This window comes from Streptomyces erythrochromogenes, assembly GCF_040684695.1.
Lineage (GTDB): Bacteria > Actinomycetota > Actinomycetes > Streptomycetales > Streptomycetaceae > Streptomyces > Streptomyces erythrochromogenes_C.
The window spans coordinates 141,417-166,471 of record NZ_JBFBGM010000015.1 but is presented as its reverse complement, the minus strand read 5'-3'; the positions used below and the strand labels follow the sequence as shown (position 1 = coordinate 166,471).

Genomic DNA, 25,055 nt, shown 5'->3' with positions numbered 1-25,055 from the left:
CCGGTGCAGAACACCAAGTGCTCAGGTCAGTGTTCGTGGAGCAGACACTCGGCTTCACCCTCAGACATCACCACCGTCGCGGTCGAACGCCCACATCCCGCCGCTCGTCGTACGCCGTCCGGTGTAGCTCGCGCGGTAGCACCGGGTTGTTACGGAGCCGCAGTGTTTGCCTCGTCCGGCCGTCCTTCCTCGGCGTCCAGCAGCCCGGCTGCGGAGAAGATCGACAGCAGAGGGGCCAGAACCCGCTGCGCCCGGGGTCGGAACGCGTAGCCGCCACCCGGGGACGGAGGCCCTCCAGTGGCCGACACGAAGTGCAGGGTGCAGCGAGAGAAATGGTGGAAGGGTTTGACCCAGTTGACCCCGCCGTAGTGGCGGGCGTAAGCGTAGGCGTCGCGTGATTCCTCGCCCGGGGCTCCGGTGTTGGGATCGAGCCCCTTGGACAACCAGCGTCGAACTGTCGGATCGGTCGAGAGGAGGTCGCTCTTGACCACGGCCACAGCGGCGTGAGCCTCGGCGTGCTCGGACTGCCACGGGAGCGCGCCGATCACGCGGTTGAAGTAGGGGTCGCCGAGTGGCGAGCGCTTCACGCGCAGGTAGTCGCGGCGCCAGCGCTCGAGCGCTGCGCCTCGGAACGCCCAGATCGGGTCCAGCACGAAGATGAAGGCGCTCGCCCCGATCACAAAGTGCGTCTGCGGCGAAGGAATTGAATCCAGGGTGCCGCAGTCGATGTCGAAGAAGATCACGGGCCGGGTCTTCCCCCCGCCCGTCACGAGCAGCCCTGCGGCGGGACGGGGCGCCGGGTCCGGCCCCGTCATACGCAGCATCTTGCCCTCACGGTACGGCCGGAGAAAGCCCTGCGTGTAGCACTCATGCAAAGGGGTCGAGAGTGGTATGCATCGCACGCCCAGCGGCTCCAGCAAGCCCTCTTCGATCTGGGAGATCATCGCCGCAAGCAGGGTCGTCCGGCCCGCTGCGACGGAACCAATCAGGGCGATGGTCAGGGGCTCGTCATGGAGGAAGTAGTGGGCGGGGAGCGAGTTGTGCTCGTATTCCTCGGCGAACGGGCACGCGTGAAACGACTTCTGCAGGAGGCTGTGCCGGAGTGCCGGGTGCATCATCTCGTCCAGGACGGCGGGCAGATGGCGGCCCACCTCGTCGGTCTGGAACAGCCGGTTCGCGTCGAAGGGTACGTACCGGAGACAGTAGGGGCACTGCGCTCCGTGTCCGTGGGCCGACCGCTGCGGAGGTGAAACCTCCCGCACATCCGGCCGATTCCGCCGGGCGGCCACGCGTTCGTATTCGGCGTGGAGGTTCGCGAGGTCGACGGGATCGCCCGCGTAGGCACGGTTGCGGGCGATCGAGATGCGGTGGCCGGCGTCGAGCGCACTCATACGCGGTTGCGGCACTTTCCGGCCGGCGACCTCGCGTCCGGCCAAGCGGACGCACAGGGCGTCATAGACCTGGTCCATTGCCAACCGGGGCACATGCTCTCCCAGGGCTCCGTCCGTGAGCGGGCCGCTTAGTCCCTCGCCGAGCAGTGTGGTCAAGGCGAGAGTGAAGACGCTTCCCCCGGGTTCGCACAGCGACTTCTCCGTGGCCGCGGCGGACGAAAGAACACAGGTGCCGGGTACGGCGAAGGCCGTGGCACCCTGATCCTCGGCGCCCATGTGAACCAGCCCGCTCCAGCAGCAGTCGATGATCACCACCTTGTGCAGCGCCCGCGAGGCGGCCACGATCCCGCGCACGGTCTCGTACCTCACCGAGTGGTAGGGACGTGGCACGCTCGAGGCCCGAGTCGCGAGGAGCAGAGTGCCGTCCACTTCGTGGTGGTGCCCGTGCCCGGCGTAGTAGACGACCAGCAAGTGCTCAGCCGCCTCGGCGGCATCATCGAGCGCGTCGAGGAACACGCCCGGAGGGGCATCCGCAGGAACCACCTCGCAGACCTCTTCCGGCAGGGCACAGATGTCCTGGTCGGTCAGCACGTCCCTGAACGCGGCCAGACTGTGCTGGACGCCGGTCAGATCCCCGAAGTGGCGGAATTCGTGGACTCCGAACAGCACGGCTCGCGAGGAGCGCCCCTCCTCGGGCGTCACTCCGCGTCGCCCTCGGGCTCCTCACCGCGCAACCGGGTGAGCAGAACGGCCAGTTCGTCGGCCGACAGATGGCTGATGTCCACCGTGGCGCCCCGATGGACGAGGGTCCCTGCACCGGAACCGGGACGCTGTGCCTTGGCCTCCCGCCAGGCGGCGTAAGCGACCGCGAAGTTCGTGACCGCGATCGTATTGCTCAGGACGACGTCGATGGCCTCCAACACACTCATCGTCGAGGCGTCTTCGGGTCCCACCCGAACCACGTGCAGGTGGGCGGTCCCCGAATCCCTGCGCAACCACGACGTCAGCCCCTCGAGCCCCAGTTCGTCGCCATCGGCCAGCACCCTGATCCGCACCGCCACCCCCAGGTGATCCCAGCTGTCGTCAAATCAGTTCCACGGCACTGTCGTTGATCGTACGCCGACGGACCGGCATATCGCCCCCGTCTCGCCGAGGCGTCCGGTGACGACCTGGACGAGGACCCGGACAACCCCGGACTCCGTGAGCGCTGAGACGACGACCTGGCGCCCTCGGCGCTTCGTGGCACCGCGTCGGCGGATGGGATGCGTCGGGAGGAAGCGTCGTGTGATCTGTCCGACGGGCCGGCCCGTCCGGTGGGTCAGGTACGGGCGCGGTCCGCTGGGCGGGCCAGGAGGCGGATGTGGTGAGCGGGGTCGGTGGCCAGGGTGCTGCCGGTCCAGGCCATGGCGAGTCGTTCGTCGAGGGAGGCGCGGTCGGTGGTGCCGTGCCGCGTGAAGTCGGGGTGGCGCATCATCGTGTCGCCGGTAGTCGTGGCCGATCGTGGGGTGGATGGTGGGCGCCAGGTGCGAGACGTTACCCATGCCGGTGGAGCCGGCGCGGAGGTTCGGGGCGACGGGGGCGACGGTGCGGCCCAGGCGTTCCGCCGAGTCCCTGTACGCCCCGCTCATCGCGAGGTCTGGCACATGCCGGGCGAGGCCCGGTCTTCGCGGCCTACGGGAGCCCCTGGTTCCGGAGGTCTTCGAGGCGCTCGGTGTCATCGCGGGCCGACTCCCGCTCCTCGGGGGTGAGGCGAACCGCGGCGGCCCCACCCAAGGCACTCGCCATCGCTTCCGCGTCACCGAGGCGCGAGGCGGAGTCCGCTCTCAGGACGAGGAGGCGGAAGAGCTGCACCGGCGTCGGCCTCTCGTCCTCCAGGCGCAGGACCCGGTCGATGATCTTTGCCGCGCCCGCAGGGTCGTCCTTGGAGTCGGCGAAGAGGGAGGCCGTGTGAAGGGCTCGGGCGAACGTCTCACGGGGTGCGGGTGGGTGGCTCTTCTGGCCCTGGCCCTGGCCCTGGTCCCGGTCCTGGTTTGCCGGCTGCCCGATTCTGATGCAGTTGCCGGCCGGGTCGGTCATGAGGAATTGCCGCACGCCGTACGACATGTCCTTCAGCGGCCCGATTCTCGGCAGCCCGCGCGTCGGGACCCTCCCGTAGGCCAGCTTGAGGCCGGACCGAAAGGCGTCGTACAGCCCGTCGACGTCATCGGTCATCACGTAGCACGTGCTGATGGACCGGGTCGGCTCGTACCCCTTCAGGCCGAAGAACTGGAGCTCGATGCCGCCTCGTTCCACGACTGCGTAGGGATTGGGGCTGCGCTGCTGGTGGGTCACCTGGAACCCGATCGCCCGATAGAAGTCGAGAACGGGCTGGATGGTCGGGCACGGCAGGATCGGAATCGTCTTCTCGCTCACACGGCCACTCTAGTCAAGTTTGACTAGAGTGGGGAAGGGGCATCCGGGTCCGGTGCAGCGTGTTCCGCATCCGTGCGGAGGGGATTCGCTGCCGGCGAGCGGGGCCGCACGGTGAAATCACCCCTGCGTGCGGGCCGTTCACCCGGCAGTATGTGCATGCGAATCGCTTCATGATCACGAGGGGGACTCACGCATGAGGAAGAAGAACGCTGCCGCCGTCACCGCCGCCGCCGTCTTGGCGGGGCTGGTGACGGCCACGGGTCCGGCCACGGCCGCAGGCACCGCCGGCTGCACGCCGGACATCCGGACCCTGCAGGCACTGGCCGCCGGAGCCGTCGCAGACGGGGGAACCGTGCGGGACTTCGGCCGCGGGGACCTGAGCGTCGGCACCAGCAAGGGGATGCCCGTGTACTGGACGGGCACCACCGTGCACGCCGTGCCTCTGCCCGAGGGCTGGACCGGCGGCCAGGTCACGTCGGTCAGCGACAGCGGGCTGATGGTCGGCACGATCCGGCGCGACATCGACACCACCGCCGCCTTCAGCTACCGCCCCGGGGACGCGGCGGTGAAGGTGCTGACCGCCCCCGGACGCAGCGCGTCGTCGGTGGCCGTCAACGAGGGCGGGCGCATGGTCACGAGTGAGGACGGCGTCGCCAAGGAGTGGGCGAACGGGAAGGTCGTCCGCGAACTCCCGCTCCCCGCGGACGCCTTCCCCGGCAGCAGGCTGTCGGTCGAAGCGGTCAACAAGCGGGGCGACATCCTGGGCCACCTGCGCGGCGAGTTCTACGACCAGGACAGCGACCAGACCCTCATGCGTTTCCACCCGGTGGTCTGGCCGGCCGGCGGATACCCGCCGTACAGCCTCCAGGTCTGGAACGAGGAGGCCCAGATGTACAGCACGGTCGGTACCGGCATCGACGACCGCGGTCGGGTGGTCGGGCACGAGTGGGCGAGCTGGCGGGAGCTGCGCGAGCACCGTCCGGCGATCTGGAAGAAGCCCTACGACGCCCTGCCCGCGGAGCCGGGACGGCTCGCAGGGGAGTCCGAGCTGGCGCTGGAGGGCACGAGCCCGACGTCCGGTGCGGCGGTCGGCTACGGGGCGTCCTACCAGGAGGGCTGGGCGAAGAGCACGCAGCCCGCGTACTGGCCCGGCCAGGGTCCGGTGCTGGCCCTGCCGGGCGGGAACGGCCCGCGTCGTGGCAGCGCCCACGCGGTCACCGACGACGACCGGGTCGGCGGCGCGCTGCTGGACGCGAACGGCCTGGGCAGTCCGACGGTGTGGACCTGCGCCAGCAAGCAGGCGTACCGCCCGCAGGGGTAGCACCGCGACGGGCGGGGCAGCCGGCGCGCCGTCCCCCCGCCCCGGTTGCGTGGCCGGCCCGTCGGCCTGATCGAGCGCGAAACCACCGGCCCCCGGGGAGCCTTGGGGGTCGGTGGCGCGCTTCGCCACCCCGCCCCGGACGCCCGACTCGCCCTCCCGGCTGGGAGTCCATTCCGGGCCATCCCGACTGGTATCAACCAGATCGTGCCGCCCGTGGTCTACGTGCCCTTCCGCGGCGGCGAACCCGGTACGGGCGGCCGAGGCCGGCTCGCTGGGTGTGCACGCGGCGGAGATGCATCTCGCTGGTGCCATCACCGTGCTGAGTGAACTCACCCTCGAGTGCCCGCCCGCCGAGGGCTCTCTCGAAGCATGCCTACGGGTGTTCGCGTGATGGTGTGGCGCGGAAACCGAGTGGCTGTCGGGTTGCCGGCGCCGGTACCGTCCCGTCTCAGACCAGCCGTACCAGCGGCTTTCCACGTTCAGAGAGTGATTCACATGACCAGCCGGCGAGCAACGACGACCCTGTGGCGCCCCACCGGCCCCAAGGAGCTGGACCTGGTCCGCGAACTGAACTGGCGCGCTTGGCCGCCCCGGCTTCCCGAGCAGCCGATCTTCTACCCCGTCCTCAACGAGGACTACGCGATCAAGATCGCGAGGGACTGGAACGTGAAGCACAGCGGTGTCGGGTTCGTGACCCGATTCGAGGTCGAGTCGGAGTTCCTGAGCCGGTACCCCGTCCAGCAGGCCGGAGGGCGGACGATCCTCGAGCTGTGGGTTCCTGCTGAGGAACTGGACGACTTCAACGCCCACATAGTCGGCGAGATCCAGGTGGTACACGAGTTCCGCTGAGACAGGGCGGCTTGCCGACCAGGCAGGCCGCCCCCCGGTGCGACCAGTCCTGAGCATGTGACGATGCGCCGGTTCGGTCCGCTCATCGTGGACGGCATCCTGGCCCACCCGCGACCACGACCACGGCCACAGCCACGTCCACGCCAACCCGAGAACCATGCACGGGAAGGCCTTCAGATCGGCAGGCCGATCACACCCCACTGCCGCCGCCCCGCCTCTTCGACCACCTCGGCCCAGCCCGCCACCAGTTCGGCGAACTCCTCGAAGCCCGCGACCCACTGCCCCGGCCCCCGCCCCGCGAGTTCCCCGTACGGGATCCGCAGACCCTCCAGTTCCGGTGCGGCCTCGTGCCACCTCCGGCGCAGCCGTGCCACCGTCGCCGGGTCGCGCACGATCAGCGGCCCGGGCCTCCACAGTCCCTCCAGTGAGGGGAACACCCCGGGGTCGACGTGTTCCGCGTCCACGTCGGCCTGCGGTCCCCACCAGATCAGCCCCTCCAGGAACTCGTCCAGCGCCGCCCGCACCCCGCCCCCGGCGGCGCCCCGGACCGTCTCCCAGCCCTCCGCGGCCCAGAAGTGCGGCTTGTACGAGCCGAGCGTGCCCGGGAACTCGTACCGCCCCAGCCAGGCCCGCTCCGACCCGGCGGCCGGCCACACCCACCCGTCGACGACGTCACCGCCTCCGTCGGGGTCGTCGTCCGCGTACGCCGACTCCTGCACCACCCGCAGCCGGTCCTCCGGAGCCAGGTCCATGAGGTGCGCCCAGTCGACGACCAGGACGGTTATGTCCATACCCATGCGGCGATGCTAGCCACCGGACCCGCCCCACCCGTGGTCGACCGGCGATCAGACGTCCCGGCACGAACCGGCCCGGGGGCCCGGGGGCCCGGGGGCCCGGTGCCGTGGTCGGGAAGGCCGCCGCGGGTGGAACCGGAGCCGGGTGCGAGGACGCCAGGGGCACCGGGATACCCTGCGGGTGGTCCTCGGCTCTCCGTGAGTCACCGGCCGGCGCCGAAGTCCCCCCACCCCACGACGCCCCCGAAGCCCCAGGAAGCGCAGCAGCCCATGTCCGCCACCCTCGTACCGCGGTCGGCTTCGCCGGCCCGCGGAGTGGTGCGCGGTCTGCGGGCCGGAGCCCTGGCGGCGCTGTGCGTCCTGCTGCCGCTGGCGGGCCACCTCCTCGCGCAGGGGCACATGCCGCGATGGGCGCTTCTGCTGGGCATGGCCGCGATCGCCGTACCCGGCGCGGTGCTGCTGACCCGGCACAAGCTCTCGGACACCCAGCTCATGGCGGCCCTGGTCGGTTCCCAACTGGCCCACCACGCGGCGTACTCGCTGCCGGGGGCCTGCGCGGCCGTGTCCGGTTCGCGGCAACCCGTGGCTCTGGTCGAACACGCCTCGACGGCGGGTGCCCCGCCCGAGGTCTTCCTCGCCGGGCACCTGGTCATGCTCGTCCTCGCCGCGCACCTGTTCGGGCTCACCGAGCGGCTGCTGTGGTGCGGCAAGCCCGTCCTCGAGGCCCTGCGCGCCCTGCTGATGTTCGTATGGCCGCTGTTGCCCGCGGGCAACGGGCCGAAGGCGGCCCTGCGGGACCTGGAGCCGGGCGCAACGCCGCCGTCCGCGATCGTGGTCCGGCTGCACGCCGGACGCGCGCCGCCGAGGGGCGGGCACGCCGTGCCGTGGCGTGCCCATCTCCCGACGCCCGGGCTGTCGTCCGGCGGAGGCTTCTGCCCGGCCTAGCGGCCGTACGGAGAGGCCGTCCACCGGCGGCGGCGTGTACTGCCCCGGCTGGTCCGGGGAACACAGAGAGACCTCTCCCTTCTCATGCATGCCTTCTCCCGGCGTGCCGCCCGTACGGCGGCACGCACCCTCCTCGTACCCCTGAGCGCCGCACTGCTGCGGGCCGGTTCTGCGGTCGCCCACCACGATCCACGCCCGTGACCGCCGCCTGCAGCGGCGGGCGCCCGCCCCGTCGCCCGCCCGCCCCGTCGCCCGCCGCTCGCCGGGCCGACCCGGCCTACGATCCGAACACGTAGAGGAATCATGACGAAGTCCAAGAAGAACCTGCTGGCCCTTGCTGCGGTGGTGGCGATCCTGGCAGCCGCCTTCGGTACGTTTCTGCTGGTCAAGCCGGAGGATTCGGCCACGGCCACCCCGCCCCCGCCCGCCGCGGGTGAAGCGCGTGCCGTACGTGAGGACAGCCACCGCCTGACCGCCCCCGCACGCAGCGAGCTGACCCTGGTCGAGTTCCTCGACTTCGAGTGCGAGGCGTGCGGAGCCGTCCACCCGACGGTCGAGCGGCTCCGCGAGGAGTACGGCGACCGGGTCACCTTCGTGGCCCGCTACTTCCCCATGCCCGGCCACCGCAACAGCCGCACCGCGGCCGTCGCCGTCGAAGCCGCAGCCCAGCAGGGCAGGTTCGAGGACATGTACAAGAAGATGTTCGCGACCCAGAAGGAGTGGGGCGAGCTCCAGAACTCCCAGGCGGACCTCTTCCGCACCTACGCCGAGCAACTCGGCCTCGACATGAACACGTACGACACGGCAGTGAAGGACCCGGCGACCGAGGAACGGGTGAAGGCCGACCAGCGCGACGGCATGGGCCTGAACGTGCAGGGCACGCCGACCTTCTTCCTCGACGGCCAACGGATACAGACACCCCGCACCTACGAGGCGTTCAAGGCGCTGATCGACGAACGGCTCGCCAAGTGACGGGGGCCCATGACGGTGACGCCGGGCAGGGGCTCGGGACCGCGGGCGACTCCGCTGCCGCCCCGGCCCCACTCGGTTACGACGAGCGACTCACCGCGCCCCGCACCTGGTGGCTGATCGCCGTCGCCGCCGGCTTCGCCATGGCGCTCATCGTCCTGCCGTACGGAGGCCTCGCCGCCCTCGGCGGATTCGCCGTGGGCACCTTCATCGCCTGCATGTGGGTCAGCGCACAGGGCTCCTCCCGGATCCGCGTCACCAGCGGGCTGCTGGTCGCCGACGACGCACGGATCCCGCTCGGCGCGCTGGGCCGGGTCCACGTCCTGGAGGCCGAGGAAGCGCGGGCCTGGCGGACGTACAAGGCGGACATGCGGGCCCACATGCTGATGCGCAGCTACATCACTGGTGCGGTCCGTATCGAGAACACCGACCCGGCCGACCCGACACCGTACGTCTACCTGTCGACCCGCACTCCGCAAGCACTGGCCGACGCGCTGGAAGTTGCCAGGACCCCGTGAACCCCCGTGAACTCCCACCGACCCCGTCGCTGAGCTGAAGGAACTCAGGCCGGCCGAGGCGGAAGAGGTCGCCCGGCAGGCAGCCGGTCAGCTGCCGCAGGCGCACCCGGCGGCCGTCTTGGCCTCGGCCGGGGTCCGGGAGGGGTCGAGGGCCTGCTCCTCGGGAGTGCAACAGGCGGTGGTGCCGCAGCAGGCGTCCGGGGCGGTGCCGGCCCTCTCCAGGGTGTCGGCGTCGGCCTTGACCACGTACACCTCCCACGGCTCCTTGCCCGGGCCGGTCACCCACACCTTGTCCTGCAAGGCGTAGCAGCAGGAGGTGTCGTTCTCCTCGAACGTGGCCAGGCCCGCCTCCTTCAGCCGGGTCGTGGCGGCGGTGACGTCCTCGGTGCTGGAGACCTCGACACCGAGGTGGTCCAGGCGGGTCTCCTCGCCGGTCTCGCCCTCGATGAGGACGAGCTTGAGCGGGGGCTCGGTGACGGCGAAGTTGGCGTAGCCCTCGCGCCGCTTGGCGGGCTCGGTGCCGAAGAGCTTGGAGTAGAAGGCGATCGAGCCTTCCAGGTCGGCAACGCGGAGGGCGAGCTGTACTCGGGACATGGCGGTCTCCCATCACGGACGACGTTGTATCGACGGCTGTCGATACAATCGAGGTTGCCACCTGGATCGACAGGCGTCAACATAGAGGCATGTCGAAACAAGCTGATCTGCCGGTGCTCGGCCAGGACGACGGGGCGTGCTGCGCCCCCATGGTCCGCGAACCGCTGGGCGAAGCGGACGCCGCCGAGCTGTCGCGGATGTTCAAAGCGCTGTCGGACCCCATCCGGCTGCGGCTGCTGTCCCTGATCGCCTCCCACGAGGGCGGGGAGGCGTGCGTGTGCGACCTGATCGGCCCGTTCGACGTCTCCCAGCCGACCATCTCCCACCACCTGAAGGTGCTGCGCGAGGCGGGCCTGGTCGGCTCCGAACGGAGGGGGACCTGGGTGTACTACTGGGTGCTCCCCGAGGCCCTGGCGAAGCTGTCCGCCCTCCTTGAGACGCCCGCCGTGCCCGCGAAGGCCTCCGCGTGAGCGCACCGGTGCCGCTGGCGCGGCGGGCGGCGGCCGAAGCCGTCGGCACGGCGGCGCTGGTGGCCGTGGTGGTCGGCTCCGGGATCCAGGCGGCCGAGCTGACCCGCGACGCCGGCGTGCAGCTGCTGGCCAACTCCCTGGCGACCGTCCTCGGCCTGGGCATGCTCATCGCCCTGCTCGGCCCCGTCTCCGGGGCGCACTTCAACCCCGCCGTGACCCTCGCTGCCTGGTTCACCGGCCGCCGTACGGCCGACGGCCCCGGACCCGGACCCGGCCTGCGGGAGGTGGCCGCGTACATACCCGCCCAGATCGCCGGCGCCATCGGCGGCGCCGTCCTGGCCGACGCCATGTTCGCCCGGCCGCTGGTGCAGTGGTCGACGCACGACCGGTCCGCCGGACATCTGTGGCTGGGCGAACTGGTCGCCACCGCGGGACTGGTCTGGCTGATCTTCGGACTGGCGCGGGCAGGCCGCGCACACCTGGCACCGGTCGCGGTCGCCTCCTACATCGGCGCCGCCTACTGGTTCACCTCCTCCACCAGCTTCGCCAACCCGGCCGTGACCATCGGCCGGGCGTTCACCGACACCTTCGCCGGCATCGCCCCCACCTCCGTGGCACCGTTCCTCGCCGCCCAGCTCGCCGGTGCCTGCGTCGGCCTGGTCCTGGTCGCCGTCACCTTCGGGCGCCCGGCACCGGTGCCCGGGGACGGGGCTGTCGCCGGGCGCGATGAACAGCACTTCCCAAGCCCCGCCCGACCCGCTGAAGAAAGCACCGTGTCCTCATGAGCACTCCTGCCGCCCGCTCCGTGCTGTTCGTCTGCGTGCACAACGCCGGCCGCTCCCAGATGGCCGCCGCCTTCCTCACCCACCTCGCCGGGGGCGAGGTCCAGGTCCGCTCGGCCGGCTCCGCCCCCGCCGACGCCGTGAACCCCGCCGTCGTGGAGGCCATGGAGGAGGTGGGCATCGACATCTCCGCCCAGATCCCGAAGGTCCTCACCGCCGACGCGGTGCAGGCCTCGGACGTGGTCATCACGATGGGCTGCGGGGATGCCTGCCCGTACTTCCCCGGCAAGCGGTACCTGGACTGGAAGCTGGACGACCCCGCGGGTCAGGGTGTCGAAGCCGTCCGGCCGATCCGCGACGAGATCGAGCGCCGCATCCGCGGCCTGCTCGCCGAGCTCGCCATCGAGGCGGCGCGGTGAGCAGGGCCGACGTCGTCCGCGTCGGTCGGCACCACGGCAAAGACCGTTGCCGTACTAGACGGTGAGCGTGTTCCAGGCCCGCATCGGGGTGTGCAGGAGGTGGTCCAGGCGGGCCGCCGCGCCCGGGGTGTCTTCGGCGAGCAGCCCGGCGTCCAGCAGGCGGCCGGCGGTCTCGGTGCCCAGGTACAGGGTGCTGAGCTCGCTCACCCCGAGGGTGAGATCGGCGGGCGACTCGGTCGGGATGCAGCGGCCGGTGCCGTCCGAGGCCGTCTCCAGCAGCCAGCTGCCGCTGGTCCAGCCGTGCGGGTCGGTCACGGCCAGCACGACCCGGCCGGGCCCGGCGTAGCGTCGGGCGGCGAACGCGGCGGGCAGGTCGAGCAGCCGCAGCCAGGTGAAGTCGGTCTGGGAGACGTGCGTAGTGGCCGCGCGCGGGTTGGCCAGCAGCAGCGGCAGCGGATCGTCCGGGCCGATGTCCTCGACCTCGATGCGCTGCACCCAGTCGACCGAGAAGAGCAGTTGCCACAGGGCGTTGGCAGTCGGCCGGTCGAGGGCCAGGAAGTCCATCACCTTGAGGGTGGAGTCCGGTGCCATGCCGATCCACTTGTCGTCCACGCGGTAGACGGCCAGACCGGTCACCTTCCCGGCCGCATCACGGTGGACCGCGAAGAAGGGCTCCTTCCAACCACGCGCGGGCAGCACCACCTCGCCCGTGTCCATGGCCCAGTTGGCGGCCGGCCGGCTCAGCGCGCCGGGCTGCGTGAGCCGCCAGCGGTCGTACAGCTCGGGGCCGAGCTCGCGGACCTCCTCCGGACTGGCGAAGTCGATGCGCCCGCCGACCGGGGTGGGCAGCCCGGGCCGTAGGCCCCCCGACCTCGGCACGTCGACCGTCAGCCCGGCCATCCTCGTCGCCGGACCGAACCCGAAGCGGCCGTAGATCGGGTACTCGGAGGCTATGAGCACGGCGGCAACGCTGCCGCGCTCGCGGGCGGCGGCCAGGTCTGCGTTCATCATCCGGCTGAGCAGCCCGCGCCGTCGGTGAGTGGTGGCCACGCTCACACCGGTGATCCCGTGCACCGGCACGGCGGCCCCGCCGGGGAGCGTCAGCTCCAGGTCATAGCTGCGGTAGGTGCCGACGAAAGCCCCGCCGGTCGCATGGTCCACCGCCGCCAGCCAGCGGCCGGGCACGAACTGACGGTGACGTACCTCCGTGCCGTCGCCCTCGTGCGGGCTGAGGAAACCGCGCATCAGGGCACGGTCCCAGGTGGTGATCTCGTGCTCACCGATAGGGCGGATCTCGATGTCGGAGACAGCCTGAGCTGGAGGTTCGTTGATCATCCGGGTACGGTACGACGGCCCGTGAGCTTCGGGCACCTGGTTATACGGCGGCCTGCGGCCGAACCGTCGGAGTAAGAGGCGGTCAGGCGGCAGCCGCGTGCGTGGCTCACGATCGGAGCCCTGAGCAGTCCCCACCGGGTCCCGGACTTCTCACGCATACGGTGGCCCGGAAGAATCGTTGCTCCGGAGCCACATGTCTCTGCTTCGCCTGAACGCCTGCGCCCGCACGCCTCGCCTGGCAGGCTCGCGGTCCCACTCGGAGCCCCATCGAGGAGGTACATCGTGAACAACCGACGACTTGCGCGTCACATCGGCAGGCTCGCAGTGGCCGGTGCGTTGCTCGCAGGGACAGCCGCCGTGCAGGCCCCCGCCTCGGCGGCCGGAATCTCGTACGTCTGGCAGAACGACGCCAACGGCTGGGTGGCGATCTACAGTGCGCCGCACACCGGCACCACGCCGCACCACTGGTCCAAGAGCGGCACCAAGTTCGCCATGAACTGCTGGCTGGACAACCAGGGCCAACGCTGGTTCTGGGGGCAGATCTACGACACCGGCAGCTGGAAGTACGTCCGTGCCTCGCAGGTGCGGGACCAGATCTCCGTCCGAGCCTGCTGACCAGGGTTCCCGCCTGGCATGGCGTCAGCCTTGCAGCCGACCACCACGCGGCCCGGGGCGCGAGCGGCCTGGATCGTCGTGTATCGCCCAGCCTGCGGGTGCCAGGTGCACACCCGCCGGATCCCACCTCGTTCGGGTGACGGTGTGACGCATTCCGGGACTCGCCGGGATCCCGTACGTACGCTCCTCACGCCCCATCAACCGTGGCTTGTCGGGCTGCGGACCGGACATCTCCCGGTCATCGCCCGGGAGGCTCTGGCTTCGACGGGCAGCACATGCCGCCCCTCGTGAGACACCTTCCGTCCTGTCTGCCTCCGTGGCGATCCGACTGTTCGGACGTCCCTTCCGGAGTCTCCGGCTTCTGCCGCAGAGGAGGGGTCTCCAGGGGGAAGTTTCCCGAAGGAGAACCTGTCATCACCACGACGACGCACGAGGCCGAACGCTACGGAGACAAGCTCTTCGCCGCCTCGCACAGCAACGAGTCCGACCGGCTGAGCGGTCTGGCCGACGCGTTCGACCCGGTCAGCCGGCAGAACCTGCTCGGGCTGGGCATCGACACCCACTGGTCGTGCCTGGACGTCGGCGCGGGCACGGGCAGTCTCAGCGGCTGGCTCGCGTCCGTCACCGCTTCCGCCGGCCAAGTCACGGCCGTCGACCGCGACGCCCGGTTCCTCGGCCACCTCTCGGCCAGGGGCGTGAGGGTCGTCGAGGCGGACATCACCGACCCAGGCTTCGAACCGGGCCGGTTCGACCTCGTGCACGCGCGGTTCGTGCTGATGCACCTGCGCGCCCGGGAAGAGGTGCTCCGCCGCATGGCCTCCTGGCTCAAGCCCGGCGGGCTGCTGGTCGTCTCCGACGCCCTCGCGGTCGGCGGCGAGACGTCCCCGCACGAAGCGTACCGGCGCACGATCACCGGCTACTGGAGCATGCTCGCCGAGACGATCGGCAGCGACAGGCACTGCGCCGCGCAGTACCCCCAGGCGTTCACCTCGCTCGGGCTGCGGGACGTCGGCCTGCACACGCACCTGCCGGTCGTGGGCCTCGATGCCGGTTTCGACCGCTTCTTGGCGCTGACGCTGGAACAGGCCAAGGACAGGATGCTGGCCGCCGGACTGCCCGAGGCCGTGCTCGATGAGGCGGTCGATCATCTGGCGCATCCCCTGACCAGGGAGTCGTTCTTCGCCATGGCCACCTGCTGGGGCCGGACCCCGACCGCTCCCTGAGGGCCGCCGGCAGCCCGGCTGCCCCCACCAGCGCCGGGGCAGACCCACTCATCACACGATTTCACCCGCCCGTATGAAGAAACATCGGCTCTGCCGTCTGCCGGTCGAAGATCGTCAAGAATTGCGCCTCGCCCCGCGGTGTACCGGTACACCGCGGGGCGAGGTCGGGCCGGGGATGTCCTGGCCCCGATGGTCTACGAGGAGAGAAAACCGTGCGAAACGAAGCCGCCCAGCGGGTTGCGCTCATCTTCAAGCTGCTCGATGCCAACGGCAACGGAGTGCTCGAAGCCAAGGACTTCGAGCTGAACGCCGACCGGGTGCTGGCCGCTGCCGCGGACTCCCGTCCGGAGGCCAGGCAGGCGCTGGCCGACAGCATGCGCGGCTGGTGGAACGTGCTGGCGGGGGCGCTGGACACCGACGGCGACGGTGTGATCAGTCCGCAGGAGTTCGAGGCGTCGGTGCTCGACCCCGAGCGGTTCGGCCCTGCCGCCGACAGGTTCGCGAACGCGCTGGCCGCGCTCGGCGACCCGGACGGGGACGGTCTGATCGAACGGCCCCGCTTCCTCTCCCTGATGACCGCGTGGGGCTTCGACGTGCCGAACATCAACCGGCTGTTCGACGCCTTCGGACCGGACGCCGACGACCGGATTACCGTGACCGTCTGGGCCGACGCCATCCGTGACTACTACACCCCCGGCCTGTCCGGGATCCCCGGTGACCACCTGGTCCCGCTGCCCGCCTGACCCGTCCACGTACCGCCCCGCGCGATCCGCGGGGCGGTGCGCAACGCTTCGACGACGCCCCGTCGGTCCGCGCCACCGAAGGGCCTGCTGCTGGTGGCCGGCCCGACCTTGCCACGTTGGGCAGGGGACGGAGAGGGGGGAGCGGTCACCGCTCGTGATGCGGACCGCGGCCGGGGCTACGTACGTCCCGTGCACCCTGTGCGGAGCATTCGGTGCACTGCACCGGAGATGCAGAACTATTTCCCCGCCATCAAGGCCGGCGCGGCCGCCGAGTCTCCTCGGGGTGCGGTGAGGAGGCGGCCGGGCGGTTCAGGCAGGACTGTTATAGTGCAGTTCTCCAGAAGTGGCTCAACGTCGACAGATATCCTTTGTCGTGCGGGATCAATTGCGTGGGGGAGTGAGCGATGCGCTGCAAGAATGCCTTCGCGCTCTGCGCTGCCCTTGCCGCTTTCCTGGTCGTTTCCGTCTTCACCCTCGGGCTCCTGAACCCGACGCTCCAGCCCGTCGAAGCGCCCGCCGGTCCGGTCTCGGCCGCCGCCTTCGGGTGGCACGACCTCACTCCGGAAGCGCCCACGGACGACGCGGACAGCACCCGCGTCCTGCGGCACCGGGGCTCGAACGCCGACGACTCCGAGCCCGCTGCGCCCCCTACCAGCACCGTGGTCGTGCTGGCCTCATTCGATCGTGCGGACCGGGTTCAGGTCTGCCCGCCGGGTGTCACCGTGTTGGATGCCGACCCGGCCGTGGAGCAGGTTCGTCGCTGCTGAGGGCCGACGGGCTCCGGGGCCTCGTACGGCCTGCCGGAACACCGCGCTGCTGTGGCGGGACGAGCCGTTGCGCGCAGTGACGGCCGTCGAACGCAGCTCCGCAGGTCGGCTCTCCATTTCGTAGTCCCGTGCGCTCCTGCCGCCCCTTATCGGGCTCGGCACGTTCCGGCCTCCGTGATCCAAAACAGGTGCGGCGCTTTTCGCTGCCCGTTCCCAGCGCACCCCAGTGCGTCTATTCGTGCACCCCCTTTTTGCGGTGCGCGCATGTGCCATTTCTTCTTTTTCACCCTAGGTAAAGGATTTGTAATGTCTCGTCTCAAGCGTCGTTCGGTGACCGCCGCGACCGCCCTCGCGGTGGTCCTCGGGATCGGTGCCACGACCGGCTGCCAGTCGGTCAGCACGGCGATGGACTGCGTGCGCGTGGCGAAGGCGGTCACGGCCAGCGTCAACGACCTCCAGCAGGCCGTCGGCCAAGCGTCCAACAGCCCCGCGGATGCCCAGAAGGCGCTGGCCGACATCGACCAGAGCCTGACCGAGATCGGTGACACCACGGAGAACGCCGACCTCGCGACCGCGACGGCCGACCTGAAGAAGGCCGTCGCCGACGTGGGAACCGCCCTGCGCGACGGCAACGCGAACCCGGACATCACCCCCGTCAAGACCGCTGCCGGGGACTTGACCAAGGTCTGCTCGCCCTGATCCCCGGTCGGATCCGGCCCAGGGGGCCGACCGACACCTCTGCCGTGCGCAGAGTCAGCCGCCGGCCCGGCGATGCCCGGCGCCGGCGGCACCTCCACTGTCGATCGACATCAAGTCTTCTGGACGGCGCAGATCTCCATGTCGTGGTTCGAATCGTTCATCCTCGGGGTGGTGCAGGGGCTGACGGAGTTCCTGCCGATCTCCTCCAGCGCCCACCTCAGACTGACCGCGGCGTTCGCGGGCTGGCCCGATCCGGGGGCGGCCTTCACCGCGATCACCCAGATCGGCACCGAGGCCGCCGTGCTGATCTACTTCCGCAAGGACATCTCACGGATCCTGTCGGCCTGGTTCCGCTCCCTGACCGACCCGGGGATGCGGCGGGACCACGACGCCCGCATGGGATGGCTGGTCATCGTGGGCTCCATCCCCATCGGCGTGCTCGGGGTCACCCTCAAGGACTTCATCGAAGGCCCCTTCCGCGACCTGCGGCTGATCGCCACGACCCTGATCGTGATGGGCATCGTGCTCGGCATCGCCGACCGCCTCGCCAGCCGCAGCGCCGCCGGGGGCCGTCACCGCAAGGGACGCGAGCCGAAGACCCTGACCGAACTTGGAGTACGCGACGGCCTGATCTACGGCTTCTGCCAGGCGATGGCCCTGATCCCGGGAGTGTCCCGGTCCGGCGCCACCATCAGTGGCGGCCTGCTGATGGGGTACACGCGGGAAGCGGCTGCCCGCTACTCCTTCCTCCTGGCGATCCCCGCCGTCCTGGCGTCGGGGGCCTACGAGCTGAAGGCCGTGGGCGAGGGCCACACCGCCTGGGGTCCGACCCTCTTCGCAACGCTGGTGGCGTTCGTCATCGGCTACGCCGTCATCGCCTGGTTCATGAAGTTCATCACCACGCGGAGCTTCATGCCGTTCGTGACCTACCGAATCCTGCTGGGCATAGCCATTTTCGTCCTGGTCGGCACGGGAGTTCTCGCACCGCACGCAGGCGAATCGCATTGAACGCCGTAATCGAAAGCCCGCCACGGGCGCGGCGGCCCGACACCCCATTGACGAGGAGACAAGCATGAGCGCGGACACCAGCGGAGCAGCCGGTGGGATCGCAGGCTGGGCCACGAATCTCGTGGAGACCATGGGTGGGCCCGGCGCGGGCATCGCCATCGCCCTGGAGAACCTGTTCCCGCCCCTGCCCAGCGAGATCATCCTGCCCCTGACCGGCTTCGCCGTCGGCCAGGGCGCGCTGAGCCTGGCGTCCGCACTGATCTGGACCACGGCGGGTTCCGTGATCGGTGCCCTCGCGCTGTATCAGGTCGGGCGTCTCTTCGGCAGGGAACGGATGTACGCCCTGTGGGCGCGTCTGCCCCTGGTGAAGACCGCGGACCTGGAAAAGACGGAACGCTGGTTCGCCAAACACGGCACCAAAGCCGTGTTCTTCGGCCGCATGGTTCCGATTTTCCGCAGCCTCATCAGCGTTCCCGCGGGTCTCGAACGCATGCCCCTCCCCATATTCCTGACCCTGACCGCCCTGGGCAGTTTCATCTGGAATTCCTGCCTCATCCTGGCCGGCTACGCCCTGGGCGCCCAGTGGGGGCTGGTCGAGCAGTACGTCGGGGTGCTCTCGAAGGTCGTCCTGGGCCTCGCCGTCCTGGGCCTGGGCCTCTTCATCACCCGGAAGGTCAGGAGCCGCCGGGGCCGGCCCGTGTCCGCCTCCTCGGGGCCCCGGGACCAGGATGGCTGACCGTCCGGGCCCGGACGTGCCGCAGCGGGCGCGCTCCCGCCCCTCGACCCCGGGCTCCGGCCCGCAGCGCGGAGAGGGGGGTGATGCGTCGACGTCGACATCGGGGTCGAGGTCGGGGCCGTGGTCGCGGACGTGGTCGTGGTTCGCCGCCTGGCTGGCGGAGCCGTTGGCGCGGCCCGCGCTGGCCCTGATCGCCGGTGCCGCGGCCGTCATGGCGGCGGCCGCGTCCGGGGCCGCCCCGCTGCTCCGCCTCGACCGGACCCTCGCCGCAGGGCTGCACCGGCTCGCAGTGGAGCACCCGTCCTGGACCGGGGCCAACCGCATCCTGACGGACTGGGTGTGGGACCCGTGGACGGTGCGGCTGCTGATCATCGGCGCCGTCGTGGTGCTGTGGTCGAAGCGCCACCGGATGCTGGCCCTGTGGGTCGCGGGGACGTGCGCCGTGGAATGGACCCTCCGCGCGGTGCTGCGGTGGGCCATCGGCCGTCCGCGGCCGGTGTGGGAGGACCCCGTGGACTCGGCCTCCTTCGCCTCCATGCCCTCCGGGCACGCGATGACGATGGCCGCCGGCAGCGTGGTGCTGCTGTGGCTGGCCCGTCAGGGCAACCCACCGACCGCCGTCTGGATCCTGGCCGTGGCGGCCGCGGCGGTCTCCGTGGCAGGGGTCGCCTTCACACGGGTGTACCTGGGCGTGCACTGGCCCTCCGACACCGTGGCCGGCGTTCTCCTCGGGGCCGGCCTGAGCATGGCCTCTCTGGCCGGTTGGAAGAGCGCACACCAGGCCCGCCGTACCTGACCGCACCCCGATGCCGCCTTCGCCCCGCACCCCGATGCCGCCTGCCCCTCCAGTGGCCAGGCCGGGAAGGCCTCACGCGGAGGTCATATGGCCGTGGCCTGCCGGGAGTTGCAGTGCCTAGGGGTTCTAGTCTAAAACTAGGACTCCTAGGTTAGTGCGGAGGGTACATGGCACGGGCAGGGCTGACGGCGGAGCGGGTGACGGTCGCGGGTGCCGGGTTGGCGGACGAGGTCGGGCTGGACAGGGTGACCATGTCGCAGGTGGCACGGCGGTTGGGCGTGAAGGACGCAAGCCTCTATGCGCACGTCCGCAATCTGGAGGATCTGCGCGGCCGGATCGCGCTGCTGGCAGCGGACGAGAAGACCATCCGCATCGCGGAGGCGACCTCCGGCCGGGCCGGCAGAGAAGCTCTGGTCGCGTTCGCCGACGCCTGGCGGGAGTACGCCCACGCGCACCCGGGGCGCTACGCGGCGACACAGGCCCCGATCCGGATCGATCCCGAACTCGCCGCGAACGCAGCCGGGCCACGGCGCGCGGTCGAGCTGACCTACGGCATGCTCCGCGGCTACGGACTGGCCGAGCCCGACCTGACCGACGCGGTCCGGTTGCTGCGCAGCACGTTCCACGGCTTCGTCGCCCTCGAGGCCGCGGGCGGGTTCGCACACCAGCGTTCACCGCAGCAGTCGTGGATCCGCGCGCTCGACGCCCTCCACACCCTCCTGGAGCACTGGCCCCCGTCCCGAGAAGGAGACTCCGCATGACCGCCCCCACCCTCGGCAGCCTGCGCGTGAACGGCGCGACCCTGCACTACGAAGTACGCGGCCGGGGCCCGCTCCTGCTGCTGATCCCCGGAGGATCGGGCGGCGCGGCCTCCTTCGACGGCATCGCCGACGACCTGGCCGCCGAGTACACCGTCGCGACCTACGACCCGCGCGGCATGTCCCGGAGCACGCTGGACGACTCCGAGGCCGAGCAGCGCGTGGCAGAGCACGCCGACGACGCCTTCCGGATGCTGGAACTGCTCTCGCCCGGCGAGCCGGCCCGGGTGTTCGGCACCAGCTCGGGCGCGATCGTCGCCCTGCACTTGCTGGCCGCGCACCCGGAACGTGTCGAACGGCTCGTGGCGCACGAGCCACCGGTGGTGGAGGTGCTGCCCGATGCAGGAGACCATCGCGCATTGATCGCGCGCGTGCAGGAGACCTTCCGCACGCAGGGGCTCATGCCGGCCATGGCCGTGTTCGCCGCGGGACTGAAGAAGGACGGCGCCGCCCCCGTCGAGCCGAAGCCCGTGACCGAGCTGCCACCACAGGCAGCGGCGCGGGCCGAGCAGACGATGGCCAACCTGCCGTACTTCGTCGGCCGGATCGTACCGAGCTTCATGTCCTACACCCCGGACATCGCCCGCCTGGAGGCCCTGTCCGGCCGGCTCGTACTCGCCTGCGGGCAGGACTCGCGCGGGGAGCTGGCCTACCGTCCGGCGGCCCTTCTGGCCGAGCATCTCGGCACGGGGCTCCTGCACTTCCCCGGCGGCCACACCGGACTGACCACACGGCCGGCCGAGTTCGGCGCACTCCTTCGGGAAACGCTCGCCGCATGAGCGCGGCGGTCGGGTCGCGGCCGCTGGTCCGCCGGGGTGGTGATGCGGGTTTCCGATGTGCGGGATCCTGCGGACGATCGGACGCGCTGCGACCCCGCTGGAGAGGTGGGAGATCGAGCTAGGGGCGGGCGTCCATGCGGTGGATGAGGCGGCCGTCGGGGCCGAAGACGTCGATGAGGTAGCCCTTCGTGAAGGACACCCCCTCCTTCGTCGTCAGGTGGGCGGTGACCGAGGTGTTCTGCCGACGGAAGATCGCGTCCGCCTGATCCGCGTTGCTGGTCCGGAGGACCACCCGGGGCACGCCTTCCGGTCCGTCCTCCAGCTGGATCGCGTACACGTCCGGGTCCCCGCCGGCCGCCCGATAGCGCTCGGCCAGGGCCAGGGCCTCCTGGGGAACTGCCGTGGCCGTGGCCGTCGGGCCGGGCATGACCCGCTCCCGGGGTTCCTCCGTGCAGCCCACCAGTACCGCGGCTGCCGCCACCGCCGTCAGTGCCGCGCCGGCGCCCCGTCGTAAGGTGTGGCCCATCCCCAACTCCCCCTGCTCGGTGTGGATCCGCCGACCCTACGCGAGGCTGGCCGCACCCCGAGGGCCGGCCCCGTCCGGGAGCTGTGGAACCCGAGCGGTCCGGGTGGCGTTGGGCGGTGCGGACGTCGAGGGCCTTGCTGTCGATCGGCGGCGACGTGTGTCACGCATTCCCAGGTTGGTTCCGCGCGGACCAGCCCAGGGCGGCCAGCTCCAGGGACCTCAACATCGCTTCCCGGTCCGCCGGTACGTACTCCTCCGCAGAGGCGGCCGCGTCCAGCACCTCCCCGATCTCCGAGGTGGTGAGCCTGCGCGCCTCGGCTGCGGTCAGCAGGGCGTCCGCCCGCGCTCGGGGCAGGCCGCGTTCCGAGGCGATCAGGTCGCGCAGTGCTTCCTCGCGCACGGCGAAACGGCTCATTCCGCAGTCGAGGCCGTCGTCGTCCAGCTCGTCCGGGTAGGGCGCGCGGGCCCAGGAACCGTTCTCGTACCAGTACACGCAGCCCAGCTCCCAGCCCTTCAACAGCTCCCGCAGGTGCTCGTACGGCAGCCAGTCCGGCGCCTGCGCCAGCATGTCGATCGAGGGTTCGTGCCACTTCACGGCACTGGACTCGTCATGGCCGTACAAGAGGTAGCGGCCCTCTTCCAACTGCTGGAACGTCCACCAGGTGCAGCCGCGGTCGTCGAGGTGCAGACCTTGGCCGTCGATCCACGTGCCGCCCCGGCGGTCTGCCTGGCCCTCCGCCTTCGCCGTCGCCTCCAGCACGGCAACCAGGGCCCAGCGCGCCCACAACACCTCGGCCGCCGGCAGGTCTTCCGGCCGGCCAGGCCTGTCGATCGCCATTGCGTCCCCCAGTTCGTCCAGTCCGTCCGGTCCTCGTACGGCGTCCCGCGTGATCGCCGAACCGTGATCGTAGAACAGCGACGGAACGGATCCGGAACGGGTGGAAGCGGTGAAGGGCGGGGCGGCAGCACGCTCGTCTCGAACCGACCACCGCCGGCCGGGCCGTCGCAGCTCTGGAGCGCATGCAGGACGAGGGAGTGCCGGCCGTCAGGGGTGATGCTGATGGTGTGGCAGGGTGGTGGCGTATGTGGCCCTTCGGGGCCTGTGAACGTGAGAGGGGTATGTCATGAATGAGGCCGAGCTCAAGGCGCTGTTCGACGAGATCGACACGGACGGCGACGGACGGATCAGCATCGCCGAACTGGCGGAGGGGTTCAAGGCCGAGGGTGCCCAGGAACGCCTCGCCGAAGAGGTCGAGAAGGCCATGGCGGCCGACGCGAACCACGACGGTGTCCTCGACTTCGAGGAGTTCCGCACCCTGCTGAAGTAGCAGCGGGCCGGGCAGCCGGGCAGCGTACAACGAGAACGGACTGCCCGGGATCTGCGGTTCGGGCGGTCCCCGCCCGGGCCCCGGACTTCGGCCTATCCGGTGTGGAGGGCGGACAGGAGCCTGCTCCGCAGGAGTTGCACGGCGGGGGAGTGGCGGCCTCGGCGGGTGATGATCCCGAGCCGGGCGTGTGTGGCGGCGTCGGTGAGCGGGACCGTACGGAGGCCGGCGCCTTGCGTGGAGGAAGCGCTGAGGACCGCGACGCCCGCGCCGCGCTCGGTGAGGCGGAGCAGGGTGGCCGGAGAACTGGCCTCGATGTCCACGTGTGGGACGAGGCCGATCCTGTGGCAGGAGTCCTCGTAGGCGGCGCGGATACCGGTGCCGGGGGAGAGGCAGAGGATCTTCTCGCTCCCCAGGTCGCCGAGGCGCAGTTCCGGCCGGTCGAGGGAGTGCCCGGCGGGGACGGCCGCGGTGATCGGCTCGTCGATGACGACGCTCGCCTCCAGACCGGTCGCGACGGCGCCCGCGTAGCCGATGAGTGCGAGGTCGAGTGAGCCGGCCAGGGTCCGGGCCTGGAGGTCGTCGGACGGGCCCTCGTGAAGGCTGACCTCGATGCCGGGGTGGGTGCGGCCGAGATCGGCGACGGCGTCGAGGAAGGCCGGGATCGAGCAGCCCATGATCATGCCGAGACGGACCCGCCCGCGGACGGCTTCGGCGAACTCGGCGGCGGTGTGCGCGATGGCCTCGCATGTGGCGAGGGCGCTCTTCGCGAGGGGGAGGACAGCCTCACCGGCGGCCGTGAGGCGGATCTGACGGCTGGAGCGGTCGAGGAGCCGCTGGCCCAGTTCCGCCTCCAGCTTGGCCACTTGGGTGCTGATGCCGGACTGGCTGATGTGCAGCCGCTGGGCGGCCGCGGTGAAGGTGCCCTCGTCCACGATCGCGGCGAAGTAGCGCAGCTGGTGAATCTCCATATCCAGTGAGGATAGTTTCCATCCGATCCATCTGTTGGACAGATGGATCGGTCGGCTGGAGGGTGGAGAGCATGACGACGAGGAAGAAGACTGCGCGAGAGCTTGCCGAGACCTACTTCACCGCCTGGGAGGCCGGCGACTTCGATGCCTTGCGGGGCGTACTGGCCGAAAACGTCGACTTCGTCGGAGCGCTGGGCAGGGCGTCGGGGGTCGACGAGGCGCTCGCCGGGCTCAGGGGGCTCCGCCGGGTGCTCGTGAAGATCGACGTGAAGGTGCGGGTGGCGGAAGGCGATGACGTGATCACCTGGTTCGACCTGTGCACCAGCGTGGCACCGCCGGCCCCGACGGCGAACTGGATGCACGTGGAGGACGGGAAGGTCACCCGGATCCGGGTGACCTTCGACCCGAGGCCCCTCCTGGCGGGATTCGAGTCGCAGAACTGAACGACAAGCCCCGGACGGCGTAGTGCAGTGGGGAGCCTCCGGAGCGGGGCCGCAGGAACAGTTGGAGAAGGTTCAGGAGAGCCAGTCGGCGTAGCGGGTGGGGGCGAGGTGAGCGTCCTTGTCGGTGAGGACGTCACCCTTGACGACGGCGAACATGCCGGCGGTGGGGTCGGTGACGACGGTGCGGCCGTCGGACTTGTGGGACAACGTCAGCCGGCCCAACTCGTCCAGGGAGAAGACCTCGGGCCCCGCGATGCTGCGAATGCCCCCCAGCGGGGTGCCCGCGGCGACTTCCGCCACGGCGCGGGCCACGTCCTTGGAAGCGATCGGCTGGATCGGCGTGGCCGGTAGCCGGACGGTGTCGCCGTCGGTGGTCCAGGACAGGATCGAGTCGACGAATTCCATGAACTGCGTCGCGCGGACGATCGAGTAGGGGATCGGGCCCGCCGTGAGGATGTTCTCCTGGAGCACCTTGGCCCGGTAGTAGTCCAGCTCCGGCACTTGGTCCACGCCGACGATCGAAAGAATGACGAAATGACGGACGCCACCCTTCTCGCCCGCGGCCAGAAGGTTCTCCATCGAGGTCTGGAAGAAGGCGGGCGAGGCTTCGTCGAAGGTCGGGGAGTTCGTCAGATTGACGATGACATCGGCCCCCGCCACCGCCTCGTCCAGTCCCTGGCCGCTGATGACGTCGACTCCGGTGGACTGCGAATGCGGCACCGCCTCGTGCCCGGCGGCGTTCAGATCCGTGACGACCTGCGATCCGATCAGCCCGGTACCGCCGATGACCGCGAGCTTCATGACGTG

31 protein-coding genes are annotated in these 25,055 nt (G+C 70.6%); 20 read left to right on the top strand and 11 right to left on the bottom strand.

Features of this window, described 5'->3' with window-relative positions; translation table 11 throughout:
* Nucleotides 1-149: 149 nt before the first annotated feature.
* From AB0O53_RS22635 to AB0O53_RS22620, 4 genes are all read right to left on the bottom strand, one after another.
* A complete protein-coding gene (locus tag AB0O53_RS22635; protein WP_350997635.1) occupies nucleotides 150-2,093 on the bottom strand; it encodes a caspase, EACC1-associated type in 1,944 nt (647 codons plus the stop codon).
* Complete coding sequence (locus AB0O53_RS22630) at nucleotides 2,090-2,452, bottom strand: effector-associated constant component EACC1 (protein WP_350997638.1); 363 nt, start codon at nucleotides 2,450-2,452, stop codon at nucleotides 2,090-2,092. The genes AB0O53_RS22635 and AB0O53_RS22630 overlap by 4 nt, the downstream gene beginning before the upstream one ends.
* A gap of 257 nt (nucleotides 2,453-2,709) precedes the next feature.
* The gene (locus AB0O53_RS22625) at nucleotides 2,710-2,865 is read right to left on the bottom strand and encodes a hypothetical protein (RefSeq protein WP_350997640.1); all 156 of its coding nucleotides are present in this window, start codon (nucleotides 2,863-2,865) and stop codon (nucleotides 2,710-2,712) included.
* Between the two features lie 197 nt (nucleotides 2,866-3,062).
* Nucleotides 3,063-3,803 (bottom strand): bleomycin resistance protein, encoded by a 741-nt coding sequence (locus AB0O53_RS22620; protein ID WP_365197774.1) that lies wholly within the window; start codon nucleotides 3,801-3,803, stop codon nucleotides 3,063-3,065.
* 193 nt (nucleotides 3,804-3,996) lie between these two features.
* On the opposite strand from AB0O53_RS22620, the gene AB0O53_RS22615 reads away from it, so the two are divergent.
* Nucleotides 3,997-5,124, top strand: coding sequence for a hypothetical protein (locus AB0O53_RS22615; protein WP_365197771.1), 1,128 nt, complete (start codon nucleotides 3,997-3,999; stop codon nucleotides 5,122-5,124).
* A gap of 495 nt (nucleotides 5,125-5,619) precedes the next feature.
* Nucleotides 5,620-5,973 (top strand): hypothetical protein, encoded by a 354-nt coding sequence (locus AB0O53_RS22610; protein WP_350997648.1) that lies wholly within the window; start codon nucleotides 5,620-5,622, stop codon nucleotides 5,971-5,973.
* Nucleotides 5,974-6,146: 173 nt separating this feature from the next.
* On the opposite strand, the gene AB0O53_RS22605 is transcribed toward AB0O53_RS22610, so the two are convergent.
* Nucleotides 6,147-6,770: a hypothetical protein gene (locus AB0O53_RS22605; RefSeq protein ID WP_365197768.1), complete on the bottom strand. Its 624-nt coding sequence runs from the start codon at nucleotides 6,768-6,770 to the stop codon at nucleotides 6,147-6,149.
* A gap of 267 nt (nucleotides 6,771-7,037) precedes the next feature.
* Here AB0O53_RS22605 and AB0O53_RS22600 point away from each other — a divergent pair, with 267 nt between their 5' ends.
* The 3 genes from AB0O53_RS22600 to AB0O53_RS22590 all read left to right on the top strand — a co-directional run bounded on the left by AB0O53_RS22600 (nucleotide 7,038) and on the right by AB0O53_RS22590 (nucleotide 9,199).
* A complete protein-coding gene (locus tag AB0O53_RS22600) occupies nucleotides 7,038-7,712 on the top strand; it encodes a hypothetical protein (protein WP_350997653.1) in 675 nt (224 codons plus the stop codon).
* A 303-nt stretch (nucleotides 7,713-8,015) separates the two neighbouring features.
* Nucleotides 8,016-8,684: a DsbA family protein gene (locus tag AB0O53_RS22595; RefSeq protein ID WP_350997656.1), complete on the top strand. Its 669-nt coding sequence runs from the start codon at nucleotides 8,016-8,018 to the stop codon at nucleotides 8,682-8,684.
* Nucleotides 8,681-9,199, top strand: a complete 519-nt coding sequence (locus tag AB0O53_RS22590) for a DUF3093 domain-containing protein (RefSeq protein ID WP_365197765.1) — start codon at nucleotides 8,681-8,683, stop codon at nucleotides 9,197-9,199. Before AB0O53_RS22595 ends, AB0O53_RS22590 begins: the two co-directional genes overlap by 4 nt.
* 87 nt (nucleotides 9,200-9,286) lie before the next feature.
* Here the strand turns inward: AB0O53_RS22590 and AB0O53_RS22585 are convergent, their stop codons facing one another.
* Nucleotides 9,287-9,793: an ArsI/CadI family heavy metal resistance metalloenzyme gene (locus AB0O53_RS22585; RefSeq protein WP_365197763.1), complete on the bottom strand. Its 507-nt coding sequence runs from the start codon at nucleotides 9,791-9,793 to the stop codon at nucleotides 9,287-9,289.
* Nucleotides 9,794-9,882: 89 nt separating this feature from the next.
* Here AB0O53_RS22585 and AB0O53_RS22580 point away from each other — a divergent pair, with 89 nt between their 5' ends.
* Genes AB0O53_RS22580 through AB0O53_RS22570 form a run of 3 tightly spaced genes read left to right on the top strand, consistent with a single transcriptional unit; the run spans nucleotide 9,883 to nucleotide 11,464 of the window.
* Nucleotides 9,883-10,263 (top strand): ArsR/SmtB family transcription factor, encoded by a 381-nt coding sequence (locus AB0O53_RS22580; RefSeq protein WP_350997665.1) that lies wholly within the window; start codon nucleotides 9,883-9,885, stop codon nucleotides 10,261-10,263.
* Nucleotides 10,260-11,048, top strand: a complete 789-nt coding sequence (locus tag AB0O53_RS22575) for an aquaporin (protein ID WP_365197760.1) — start codon at nucleotides 10,260-10,262, stop codon at nucleotides 11,046-11,048. Before AB0O53_RS22580 ends, AB0O53_RS22575 begins: the two co-directional genes overlap by 4 nt.
* On the top strand, nucleotides 11,045-11,464 hold the full coding sequence (locus AB0O53_RS22570; RefSeq protein ID WP_350997671.1) for an arsenate reductase ArsC: 420 nt from the start codon (nucleotides 11,045-11,047) through the stop codon (nucleotides 11,462-11,464). The genes AB0O53_RS22575 and AB0O53_RS22570 overlap by 4 nt, the downstream gene beginning before the upstream one ends.
* 54 nt (nucleotides 11,465-11,518) lie before the next feature.
* Here AB0O53_RS22570 and AB0O53_RS22565 read toward each other — a convergent pair whose 3' ends face one another.
* On the bottom strand, nucleotides 11,519-12,799 hold the full coding sequence (locus AB0O53_RS22565) for a GNAT family N-acetyltransferase (RefSeq protein WP_365197757.1): 1,281 nt from the start codon (nucleotides 12,797-12,799) through the stop codon (nucleotides 11,519-11,521).
* Nucleotides 12,800-13,081: 282 nt separating this feature from the next.
* Here AB0O53_RS22565 and AB0O53_RS22560 point away from each other — a divergent pair, with 282 nt between their 5' ends.
* The 10 genes from AB0O53_RS22560 (at nucleotide 13,082) to AB0O53_RS22515 (ending at nucleotide 20,983) form a co-directional block, all read left to right on the top strand.
* The gene (locus AB0O53_RS22560; protein ID WP_350997676.1) at nucleotides 13,082-13,414 is read left to right on the top strand and encodes a hypothetical protein; all 333 of its coding nucleotides are present in this window, start codon (nucleotides 13,082-13,084) and stop codon (nucleotides 13,412-13,414) included.
* A 287-nt stretch (nucleotides 13,415-13,701) separates the two neighbouring features.
* Nucleotides 13,702-14,637: a class I SAM-dependent methyltransferase gene (locus AB0O53_RS22555; RefSeq protein WP_365197754.1), complete on the top strand. Its 936-nt coding sequence runs from the start codon at nucleotides 13,702-13,704 to the stop codon at nucleotides 14,635-14,637.
* Between the two features lie 212 nt (nucleotides 14,638-14,849).
* A complete protein-coding gene (locus AB0O53_RS22550) occupies nucleotides 14,850-15,380 on the top strand; it encodes an EF-hand domain-containing protein (RefSeq protein ID WP_365197751.1) in 531 nt (176 codons plus the stop codon).
* Nucleotides 15,381-15,784: 404 nt separating this feature from the next.
* A complete protein-coding gene (locus AB0O53_RS22545; protein WP_350997681.1) occupies nucleotides 15,785-16,147 on the top strand; it encodes a hypothetical protein in 363 nt (120 codons plus the stop codon).
* Nucleotides 16,148-16,453: 306 nt separating this feature from the next.
* Nucleotides 16,454-16,846, top strand: a complete 393-nt coding sequence (locus AB0O53_RS22540; RefSeq protein ID WP_350997684.1) for a hypothetical protein — start codon at nucleotides 16,454-16,456, stop codon at nucleotides 16,844-16,846.
* Nucleotides 16,847-16,984: 138 nt separating this feature from the next.
* Nucleotides 16,985-17,854: an undecaprenyl-diphosphate phosphatase gene (locus AB0O53_RS22535; protein WP_365197746.1), complete on the top strand. Its 870-nt coding sequence runs from the start codon at nucleotides 16,985-16,987 to the stop codon at nucleotides 17,852-17,854.
* A gap of 64 nt (nucleotides 17,855-17,918) precedes the next feature.
* Entirely contained in the window at nucleotides 17,919-18,590 is a 672-nt protein-coding gene (locus tag AB0O53_RS22530; protein WP_350997689.1) for a DedA family protein, read from the top strand.
* A 166-nt stretch (nucleotides 18,591-18,756) separates the two neighbouring features.
* On the top strand, nucleotides 18,757-19,386 hold the full coding sequence (locus AB0O53_RS22525) for a phosphatase PAP2 family protein (protein WP_365197743.1): 630 nt from the start codon (nucleotides 18,757-18,759) through the stop codon (nucleotides 19,384-19,386).
* A gap of 167 nt (nucleotides 19,387-19,553) precedes the next feature.
* On the top strand, nucleotides 19,554-20,147 hold the full coding sequence (locus AB0O53_RS22520; protein ID WP_350997694.1) for a TetR/AcrR family transcriptional regulator: 594 nt from the start codon (nucleotides 19,554-19,556) through the stop codon (nucleotides 20,145-20,147).
* A complete protein-coding gene (locus AB0O53_RS22515; RefSeq protein WP_350997697.1) occupies nucleotides 20,144-20,983 on the top strand; it encodes an alpha/beta fold hydrolase in 840 nt (279 codons plus the stop codon). The genes AB0O53_RS22520 and AB0O53_RS22515 overlap by 4 nt, the downstream gene beginning before the upstream one ends.
* A gap of 118 nt (nucleotides 20,984-21,101) precedes the next feature.
* Here AB0O53_RS22515 and AB0O53_RS22510 read toward each other — a convergent pair whose 3' ends face one another.
* Both AB0O53_RS22510 and AB0O53_RS22505 read right to left on the bottom strand, forming a co-directional pair.
* Nucleotides 21,102-21,509 carry a hypothetical protein gene (locus tag AB0O53_RS22510; RefSeq protein ID WP_365197739.1) on the bottom strand — a complete coding sequence of 136 codons (408 nt, stop codon included), beginning with the start codon at nucleotides 21,507-21,509 and terminating at the stop codon, nucleotides 21,102-21,104.
* Between the two features lie 160 nt (nucleotides 21,510-21,669).
* On the bottom strand, nucleotides 21,670-22,347 hold the full coding sequence (locus AB0O53_RS22505; protein ID WP_365197736.1) for a hypothetical protein: 678 nt from the start codon (nucleotides 22,345-22,347) through the stop codon (nucleotides 21,670-21,672).
* Nucleotides 22,348-22,633: 286 nt separating this feature from the next.
* On the opposite strand from AB0O53_RS22505, the gene AB0O53_RS22500 reads away from it, so the two are divergent.
* Nucleotides 22,634-22,837 (top strand): EF-hand domain-containing protein, encoded by a 204-nt coding sequence (locus AB0O53_RS22500; protein WP_350997703.1) that lies wholly within the window; start codon nucleotides 22,634-22,636, stop codon nucleotides 22,835-22,837.
* A gap of 92 nt (nucleotides 22,838-22,929) precedes the next feature.
* Here AB0O53_RS22500 and AB0O53_RS22495 read toward each other — a convergent pair whose 3' ends face one another.
* Nucleotides 22,930-23,805 carry a LysR family transcriptional regulator gene (locus tag AB0O53_RS22495; protein WP_365197733.1) on the bottom strand — a complete coding sequence of 292 codons (876 nt, stop codon included), beginning with the start codon at nucleotides 23,803-23,805 and terminating at the stop codon, nucleotides 22,930-22,932.
* A gap of 71 nt (nucleotides 23,806-23,876) precedes the next feature.
* Between AB0O53_RS22495 and AB0O53_RS22490 the strand changes: the two genes are divergently transcribed.
* Nucleotides 23,877-24,248: a nuclear transport factor 2 family protein gene (locus AB0O53_RS22490; protein ID WP_350997709.1), complete on the top strand. Its 372-nt coding sequence runs from the start codon at nucleotides 23,877-23,879 to the stop codon at nucleotides 24,246-24,248.
* Nucleotides 24,249-24,320: 72 nt separating this feature from the next.
* Here AB0O53_RS22490 and AB0O53_RS22485 read toward each other — a convergent pair whose 3' ends face one another.
* Nucleotides 24,321-25,049 carry an SDR family oxidoreductase gene (locus AB0O53_RS22485; RefSeq protein WP_350997712.1) on the bottom strand — a complete coding sequence of 243 codons (729 nt, stop codon included), beginning with the start codon at nucleotides 25,047-25,049 and terminating at the stop codon, nucleotides 24,321-24,323.
* Between the last annotated feature and the right edge of the window lie 6 nt (nucleotides 25,050-25,055).